The organism is Nocardia sp. NPDC004722, assembly GCF_053601505.1.
Map to the genome: position 1 here is coordinate 1 of NZ_JBSGBY010000393.1, position 8,024 is coordinate 8,024.

Sequence of the window (8,024 nt, forward strand, 5' to 3'; positions counted from 1 at the left end):
GGCCAGGGCGCTGGACTGCGCGAGCCACGTCTTGGCCGGATTGAACCCCCACAGGATCACCAGGTCGGTGCGGTCGTAGTCGGGCACCGGCAAGGCGGTTCCGAAGGTGAACCGGTGCGCGAAATCCTTGTGCCAGTTGCAGATCTCGGTACTGAACACCGTATTCGGACTCCCGAACCCGTGCACGAACCGCTGCACCCATTCCATTCCGTCGCACAACCCCGTCCCCGACGGCGTGGCCAACGCGAAAGCGACCGCCTCGGGACCGCTTTCGGCCGCGATACCCGACAGCCGCTCCGCGATCTCCCCGAGCGCCTCGTCCCACCCGATCGCCACCCACCCCGGATCCGGATCCCCCTTCGGCCGAGTCCGCCGCAACGGCGTGGTCAACCGCCGGGAATTGTGCACGATCTCCGCGACCGACCGGCCCTTCGGGCACATCGCCCCGCCGGTCGGATGCTCCGTATCCGGCCGGACCCCGACGATCCGGCCCTCCGCCACGGTGTACACCGCCCCGCACCGCGACTTGCACAGGGTGCAGAAACCTTTGATCTCCACAGTTTCACGCTAGGTCCCGCACCGGTTCGCACACGATGGGCAAATGTCCTCGATGTCGCTAGGCAGTGGTGGGTGTCGCCTTCGGTGCGCGGACGAGTTCCTTGCGGTCGTAGTAGCGGGTGACCAGGCCGCCCAGCAGCAGGCCGATGGCGAGTCCGAGCAGGGTCATCCAGACGGCTCGGCTCAGACCGGCGGACCCGTCGGCATTGAAGTAGAGGATGGCCCGGATGCCGAGGTAGACCTGATGCATCGGCTCGAACTGGGCCAGCCAGGCAACGGATTGGGGGATGGCCTCGATGGGAATGGTGCCGCCCGAGGACGGCATGCCGAGGACGATGAACAGGATGAGGTTGATCAGCAGGCCCGCGGTGCCCAGGGCGGAGACGATCGACAGGGCGGTGACGCCGACGGCGATGATCGCGAAGGTGCCGTAGAGGAACAGCATCAGGGGACGGTCGATCGGCATGCCCAGGCCGTGCCCGATGGCCATGAAGATCGCCGAGGCGACCGGAGCGGTGCCGGTGATGACTCCCCATTTCAACAGCAGCGTCCGGAATCGGGAGATCGGTGTCGCGGGGTAGTGCACGTACCAGGGGCCGAACTCGGTGGGTGCGAAACCCAGTGACGCGTCGACCATTCCGTTGATGACCATGGCGCCGGTGAATCCGGCGAGCAACACCATCAGGGTGTAGAAGAAGGCGGTCAGCCCGGCCCCGGTGCCCGCCGGGAGCGGGCGGAACGGGACCACCGCCACGTTGATGGGTTTGGCCAGCATGAGTCGGCTCAGACCGGTCAGCTCCGTCGCCGGTCCGCCGCCGGGCGGCTGGAGTTGCGCTTGCACGGTCCGGGTGAGTTGTTCGCCGACGGTCTTGTTGGCCTGTGCCAGTGCGGTTCCCGCCACGGACTGGACGACCTGTGCGGTGAACGATCCGGTGCGCGGATTGGTGTTGACGATGATGGTGGGCTGGGTGACGTCACCGGCGACCACGCTGGCGGTGGCGAAGATGCCCAGCCGCTTGGTGAAGTCGCTGGGAATGATGATGGCCCCGTACACATTTCCGGATGTCAGCTGTTGCTGGGCCTGGTTGATGCCGAGCACCCGCAGGTCGATCTTGTCGCTGGGGATCTGTTGCACGAGGGCGTCGCTGATCTGTTTGCCCACGTTGGTCGGCTGCCCGCCGAGGACGTCGCCGTCGTCCTGGTTGACCAGGGCGATCGGGAAGTCGTGCAGATGTTTGGACGGGTCGACCACGTAGGCCAGATACATGGTGGCCAGCAGCGCCATGAGCAGGGAGACCACGATCGCGGGCGCGAGCCACACCCGCACGCGCGACCGGTGATCCTTGCCGTTTTCACTGGGTTCGGCGTTGGTCATGACAGCACCGTAGTTGCTGAACGGCGCTGGATGTCTGAACTCACGAGGTAGTCCGCGGCGCCGCCGCCTCGACAGGCGGCGGCGCGGACCGAATTACGAGTAGTCGGGCAGATCGATGCCGTTGATCGCGCGGTCGATGAGGTCCATGTCCCATTCGGGTTCGGACGGTTCGGCATCCGGGTCGGGGATGTCGAGGCTGTGGGCGTGCAGGCGGCCGATCTCCTGGTTGGCCTCGACGAAGGAGCGCATGCCCTTCTCGTAGGCGGCGAATCCGGCCTCCGGATTCCAGTCCGCGGCGGCCAGTTCCCCGGCCAGCAGGTACGCGCCGACCAGCGCGAGGCCGGTGCCCTGCCCGGACATCGGCGACGAACTGAACGCGGCGTCGCCGAGCAGCGCGACGCGGCCGTCCGACCAGCGGTCCATGACCACCTGGGCGACCTGGTCGAGGTAGAAGTCGGGGGTGTCGTCGAGATGGGTGAGGATGCGCGGGGTGAGCCAGCCCATGCCGTCCATGCGCTCGCGCAGCAGGCGCTTCTGGGCGTCGATATCGCGGTGGTCGACATCGAGTTCGGGTGCGACGAAGGAGAACAGGGCCATCGCGCGGGTGGCGTCCTGGATGGGCCGCAGACCGGCGGTGCGCCCGACCTCGTGATAGTCGAGCAGCCAGCGGTCGAGCCCGAATTCGTTGGGCACGGTGTAGAAGGCCAGCGCGTGGCCGAGGTGGCGCACGAACCGCTCGTGCGGGCCGAAGACCAGCTCGCGCAGCGACGAATGCAGGCCGTCCGCGCCGACCACCAGGTCGAAGCGGCGACGGTCGCCGCCCTCGAAGACCACGTCGACGCCGTCCGCGTCCTGGGTGAGCTCGGCGATGCGGTCGCCGAAGACGTACTCGACACCGTCGCGGGTGTCCTCGTACAGCACGCGGGACAGATCACCGCGCAGGATCTCGATCTCCGAGATGTACCCGTCGCCGCCGTCGTCCTCCGCCCGGAAGGTCTCCAGCACTTGCCCTTCGGAGTCCACGGTGTACGCGCCCGCGGTGTCGGTGACCGCCGCGCGCACCGCCGCGTCCAACCCCATGCGCCGGATGACCTCGCGGGCCACCCCGCGCGCGTCCACCGCCTGCCCGCCGGGACGCAGCCCGGGCGCCCGCTCCACCACGGTCACCTCGGCTCCGCGCCGGTGCAGCCAGTGCGCCAGCGCGGGCCCCGCGATGCTCGCCCCCGCCACCAAGACCTTGGTACCGCTCATTGCGCCTCCTGCTCACCCCGTCCGGAGCACCGCCCGGATCGTCGATTGTGCTGTGACCGACCGCCATCGGTGGATCACCGGTAGCGACGGCGGACGCGACGGAAATTCATCGCTGCCACCGAAATCCGGTGCCAGGAGCCGAGCGGACCCGGTCAGGCGAGGCGGACCTCCGCGGTCGCCAGCCCGAAGACCTTGCGCCCGGCCGACTTCGCGACGATGACGACCACCGCGGTGCGGGCCTCGGCGTCGACCGATTTGACGCGCCCGGTGAATTCGACGATGCCCGCGGCGTCGGCCTCGATGACCGTGTAGTTCGACAGCCGCACCCCGTAGCGGGTCATCGCGCCCGGGTCACCGAGCCAGCCGGTGACGAATCCCGCGCCCAGGCCCATGGTGAGCATGCCGTGCGCGATCACATCGGGCAGACCCGCCAGCGTGGCGATCCGGTCGTGCCAGTGAATGGGGTTCGCGTCCCCGGAGACCCCGGCGTAGTTCACCAGGTCGCCGCGCGTCAGGCGGATGGTCCGGGCGGGCAGTTCGTCGCCGACGGCGAGGTCCTCGAAGCGGACGGCGGTGCGCGGCACCCGGGTTCGCGAGACGGACGACAGGCGCGCACCCGTGTCCGGTTTCGTCTCCGATAGCGCGTCGGCGGCCGAGATGACCGTGCGCGAGGTCGAGTCGAGTCCGGTCATGATGACCCGCTCGAGCGTCTCGCTGATATCGGCGTCCACCTCCTCGCCGGTGACGCCGACGACGGTGGTGTTCATGACCTGCACGACGTCACCGGTCTGATCGGTGAACGTGTTGGTGATGGTGATCAGGTCCTTGCCCGCGATGCGACGCACCGACGACAGTTCGACCTCGCTGTCGAGCCGGTCGCCCGCGATCACCGGCTTGTACATCTCGAAGACCTGATCGGTCTGCACGACAACGTCGTAGCCGCTCAGCAGCGTTTCGAGCAGCCTGCGGTTGGCCAGCATGGCGGCGGTGGAGATGAAGGTGGTCGGTGCGATCAGACCCGGGTAGCCGAGCTCCTCGGCGGCGGCCTCACTCCAGTGCGCCGGATGGAAGTCCTGCACCGCGCGCGCGTACTCGCGGATCTTCTCCCGCCCCACCTCGTAGAAGTCGTCCGTGCGATACCAATGCCCGACCAGCTGATCCACATCGAACGCCGCTTCCACCAAGCCACTCCTTCATCCGGGATTTCTACGGCACCCGTACCGGCATCGGCGGAGCCGAATTCGCGAGTGAAAGCACACCTTCTCACAGACGGTGGGTGTCGCGTGGCAGTGGCGTCGAATGCCCCATTCCTGTCGCGTCGTGGCAGCTGTAAGCGCTGGTCAGCAGTACTACCGTACGACCATGACCCGCATCGATATTCACGCGCACCTCTGGACCGACGAATACCTGGATCTGCTCGACAGCTACGGGCGCACCGACACCGCCACGCAGCGCGGCCTGGGCGCGGGGCGCACCGAAGCGGAATTGACCGCGCGCTTCGAGCTCAACGACTCGGCGGGCATCCAGCATCAGGTGCTGTCGGTGTCCCCGCAGAACCCCCACTTCGAAGACCCCGCGGCGGCGATCCATTCGGCCAAGGTCGCCAACGACCTGTACGCCGAAGTGGTGGCGGAATGGCCGGATCGGTTCTCCGCCTTCGCCGCACTGCCGCTGCCGCATGTCGACGCGGCACTGGAGGAACTCACTCGCGCACTCGATCAGCTGGGCATGGCCGGCGCCACCGTCACCACCGACATTCTCGGCCGCTCGCTGGCCGACCCGCTGTTCACGCCGCTGTTCGAGGAGCTCGACCGCCGCGGTTCGGTGCTCTACATCCACCCGTCCGGCCATGACGCGGGCACCGCGCTGATCGGCGACCATCACATGCGCTGGATGGTCGGCGCACCGGTCGAGGACACCATCGCGGCAATGCAATTGATCCTCGCCGGGATTCCGAGCCGCTACCCGAACCTGAAGCTCATCGGTTCGCACCTGGGCGGCGCGCTGCCGATGATCCTGCAGCGCGCCGACAACCAGTACCAGTGGGAATCCCCGGACACCCCGGAGAAGCCCAGCGTCGCGGCGCGGCGCATGTGGTTCGACACCGTCGGCCACGGTCATGTTCCCGCCATCCGGGCAGCCGCGGAATCCTTCGGCGCGGATCGCCTGCTGCTGGGCACCGACTTCCCGTACGAGAGCGGGGATCTGCTGCGCCGCGCCGTCACCTCGATCGAGGACGCGCTGCCCGCCGCCGAGGCCGCCGCGGTCCTCGACACCAACGCGGCCGCGGTGCTGGGGCGATAACCTGTAGCAATGGGTCGGGATGGTGAGGTGCGATGACGGCGGCACGGGAGATCCCGGATCCCTGGGCCGAGCGCCGCGGCACCACGCATTGGATTCCGGCGCGCGGATTGAGCAACGGCCTCGAGGCGCGTTCCTTCGCCGCCCTCGCCGATCTCGACGAATCCCAGGTCTACCGGGTGCTTTTCGCCCTCTCCGACGCCGCGATCGCCGCCTACGTGCTGCCGGTGCGGGCGACAGTCCTCGAGGCCGGTGACCCGGAGGTGGCCTGGCGACTCTATGTCGACATTCCGCGCTACCGGGCGGCCGAGGACCTGCTGATGCAGTTGCTGCGCTACGGCAGATCCCGGCGCGCACCGGCACCGCCGCCGGGCCGTCGCCGCCGGCGGCGGGTGCCGCTGGTCCGCAGGATCGACTAACCCGGTCGCTACCTACCGGCGATCTCGGCCCGGAAGGGCCCGCCGACGCTGTTGAACAGCAGATCACCGTTCGGCAGCGCCTCGACGATCGCGTACGCTCCGTTGCCCAGATTCGATTGCCCGAAGATGGTGCGGTGCAGGGTTTCTCCGGTCTTCCAGTCCAGGCCGGTGACCTCCCAGCCGTCGGCCTTGCTGTAGCCGTTGACGAACACCATGCCCGACGTGGTGGAGACCGCCGGGACCATGGACGTCGAGACCACGTCGCCGCGCGCCCACACCGAATTCCAGCGATGGGCCTTGGGATCCCATTCGAAGCGCTGCATGCCGTGCGGCGGCGCGTCCACCGGCCCGTTGGCGAGCACGTCGGTGAGCCGGTCGGGTGCGCCGCCCGCGCCGATGTTCTGCACCACGAACGCGCCGTAACCGTTCACCACCACCGACTGCTCGGACTGGATGAATTCCGGCTTCGGGTCGGGCAATCCGGCGCTCACCTCGGCCTGGTCGGCGATGCGGTCGGATTTCGTGCCCGGCCGCTGCTGGAAGCCCTCGGGAATCTTGTTGCGCCAGAAGGCCACCAGTCTCATGTGATCGGACCCGTCGGTAATGACGACAAGTTCGTCCTTGTCCTTGCCGTAGCCCATCAGCGTCGGCGTCGAACCGGTGCCGATACCGAATTTCACCGTCGGCGGCTGGCGGCCGAAATCGTAGGGGGACGACCACGCGCCGTCGGCCTCGTCGGTGGACAGCTTGGCGCCCGTCCACACGATCTTGCGCATCACCTTGTCGGAGGCGACGTAGATGCCGTTCTCGTCGTCGATGGCCATCGAATTGGATACCGTTTCGCCGCTGCCGAATTCGATGCGCTGCGGGGTGCCGGTGAGATCGCGGTCGAGTGCGATGACGCCGTGATTGGACACCACGATCAGATGGCCGTCGTAGGTCATGTTCACGCCCACCACGCCCTCGGGGTGACCGAATTCCGTCGCGTCCTTGCTCAGGAACGGTTTCAGATCGATCTGCCCGGCGAGTTCGATGCCGTCCTCGGGCCGGTCCTTGTTCTTCAGGCCGAAGACCAGCAGCCGTGAATCCTGGGTCGTGTAATAGACCCGGTTGTCCTTGTCGACCAGCCCGTAGACGCCGTTGATGAGACGCGTCCAGTCGATGCCCCAGTCCTCGCGTACCGCGGTCTGGATCTGCTCGGTGCTGGTGAAGTTCTGATCCAGCACCTGGTCCAGCTGCTGCGGGGAAAGGTCTTTGGAACCGGGTGTATTCATGGCGGCCACCTCGCGGAAGCCGCCATTGGACACGTCGACGTAGCGCACACCCTGGGAGGACGAGATCCACCGGTACTGCGGGGATGTCGAGGCCAAAGTGATGATATTGACCGGTCCGGTCGGCACTCTCGGCATCTGTTTCGGGTCGATCCGGAACGTGCCGCGCGGGACCGGATCGGGGAAGCTGTCGCTCTGCGCGGAATCGAGGTGGGTCACCGCGTATTTGTCGGCGGCCAGATACGGGTTGGGCGGCGGCCCCTGACCGGCGTCCCCGCTCACCGTCGCGGCCTCGGGCGAATCGCTCGATTTCGACGAGCCACAGCCGCTCACTACACCCGCGACGCCGACCGCGACCAGCGCGAGCGCGACCCACGATTTCGAAATTCTCGGTCTCATTCCTCTTCCTTCTCGTGCGCGGCTCTCCTCGCACCTGGTGGGTTCGATACTTCGTCGCGAAACTATCCAGCCGAGGGAATGGGCGGCATCGGTCGACGCGTAGGTCATCCGCACTCTGCGAAATGCCGCCGCGGTGACCGATTCGGTGACCGATGAGGACTCCTGACCTGCGACTATTCTGATCGGGGTGGGCGATCGGCTCTACGGGCGTAGCAGCGAACTCGACGTGCTCGAGGGCGCGCTCGCCACGGCACGTGCCGGCTGCGGCTCGGCGCTGCTGCTGTGGGGCGAGCCCGGCATCGGCAAAACCACCCTGCTGCGCGAAACGACAAGGCGGGCAGCCGATTTCCAGGTGCTGCACGGCTGTGCCACGCACGGCGAGTCCGAACTGCCGTACGCGGTGCTGCAACAGTTGCTGGCCACGCTCGGCGATCGGGTCGACGCGCTGCC

8 protein-coding genes are annotated in these 8,024 nt (G+C 67.6%); 3 read left to right on the top strand and 5 right to left on the bottom strand.

Translation table 11 applies throughout. From position 1 onward, the window contains the following. The 4 genes from ACWELQ_RS30600 to ACWELQ_RS30615 form a co-directional block, all read right to left on the bottom strand. Positions 1 to 558: molybdopterin-dependent oxidoreductase (locus ACWELQ_RS30600; protein ID WP_452400502.1), on the bottom strand; the 558-nt coding region annotated here is incomplete at its 3' end. Positions 559 to 616: 58 nt separating this feature from the next. Continuing rightward, positions 617 to 1,933 (bottom strand): YhgE/Pip domain-containing protein, encoded by a 1,317-nt coding sequence (locus ACWELQ_RS30605; RefSeq protein ID WP_452400503.1) that lies wholly within the window; start codon positions 1,931 to 1,933, stop codon positions 617 to 619. A gap of 93 nt (positions 1,934 to 2,026) precedes the next feature. Further along, positions 2,027 to 3,184, bottom strand: coding sequence for an FAD-dependent monooxygenase (locus ACWELQ_RS30610; protein WP_452400504.1), 1,158 nt, complete (start codon positions 3,182 to 3,184; stop codon positions 2,027 to 2,029). A gap of 152 nt (positions 3,185 to 3,336) precedes the next feature. Next, on the bottom strand, positions 3,337 to 4,368 hold the full coding sequence (locus tag ACWELQ_RS30615) for a fused (3R)-hydroxyacyl-ACP dehydratase subunits HadA/HadB (protein WP_452400505.1): 1,032 nt from the start codon (positions 4,366 to 4,368) through the stop codon (positions 3,337 to 3,339). A gap of 178 nt (positions 4,369 to 4,546) precedes the next feature. On the opposite strand from ACWELQ_RS30615, the gene ACWELQ_RS30620 reads away from it, so the two are divergent. Together ACWELQ_RS30620 and ACWELQ_RS30625 are read left to right on the top strand one after the other, a co-directional pair. Further along, positions 4,547 to 5,488 carry an amidohydrolase family protein gene (locus ACWELQ_RS30620; protein ID WP_452400506.1) on the top strand — a complete coding sequence of 314 codons (942 nt, stop codon included), beginning with the start codon at positions 4,547 to 4,549 and terminating at the stop codon, positions 5,486 to 5,488. A 32-nt stretch (positions 5,489 to 5,520) separates the two neighbouring features. Next, a complete protein-coding gene (locus ACWELQ_RS30625; protein ID WP_452400507.1) occupies positions 5,521 to 5,904 on the top strand; it encodes a hypothetical protein in 384 nt (127 codons plus the stop codon). Positions 5,905 to 5,912: 8 nt separating this feature from the next. Here the strand turns inward: ACWELQ_RS30625 and ACWELQ_RS30630 are convergent, their stop codons facing one another. Then, positions 5,913 to 7,574, bottom strand: coding sequence for a hypothetical protein (locus ACWELQ_RS30630; protein WP_452400508.1), 1,662 nt, complete (start codon positions 7,572 to 7,574; stop codon positions 5,913 to 5,915). A 187-nt stretch (positions 7,575 to 7,761) separates the two neighbouring features. Here ACWELQ_RS30630 and ACWELQ_RS30635 point away from each other — a divergent pair. Beyond that, a partial coding sequence (locus ACWELQ_RS30635) for an ATP-binding protein (RefSeq protein WP_452400509.1) occupies positions 7,762 to 8,024 on the top strand: 263 nt, incomplete at its 3' end.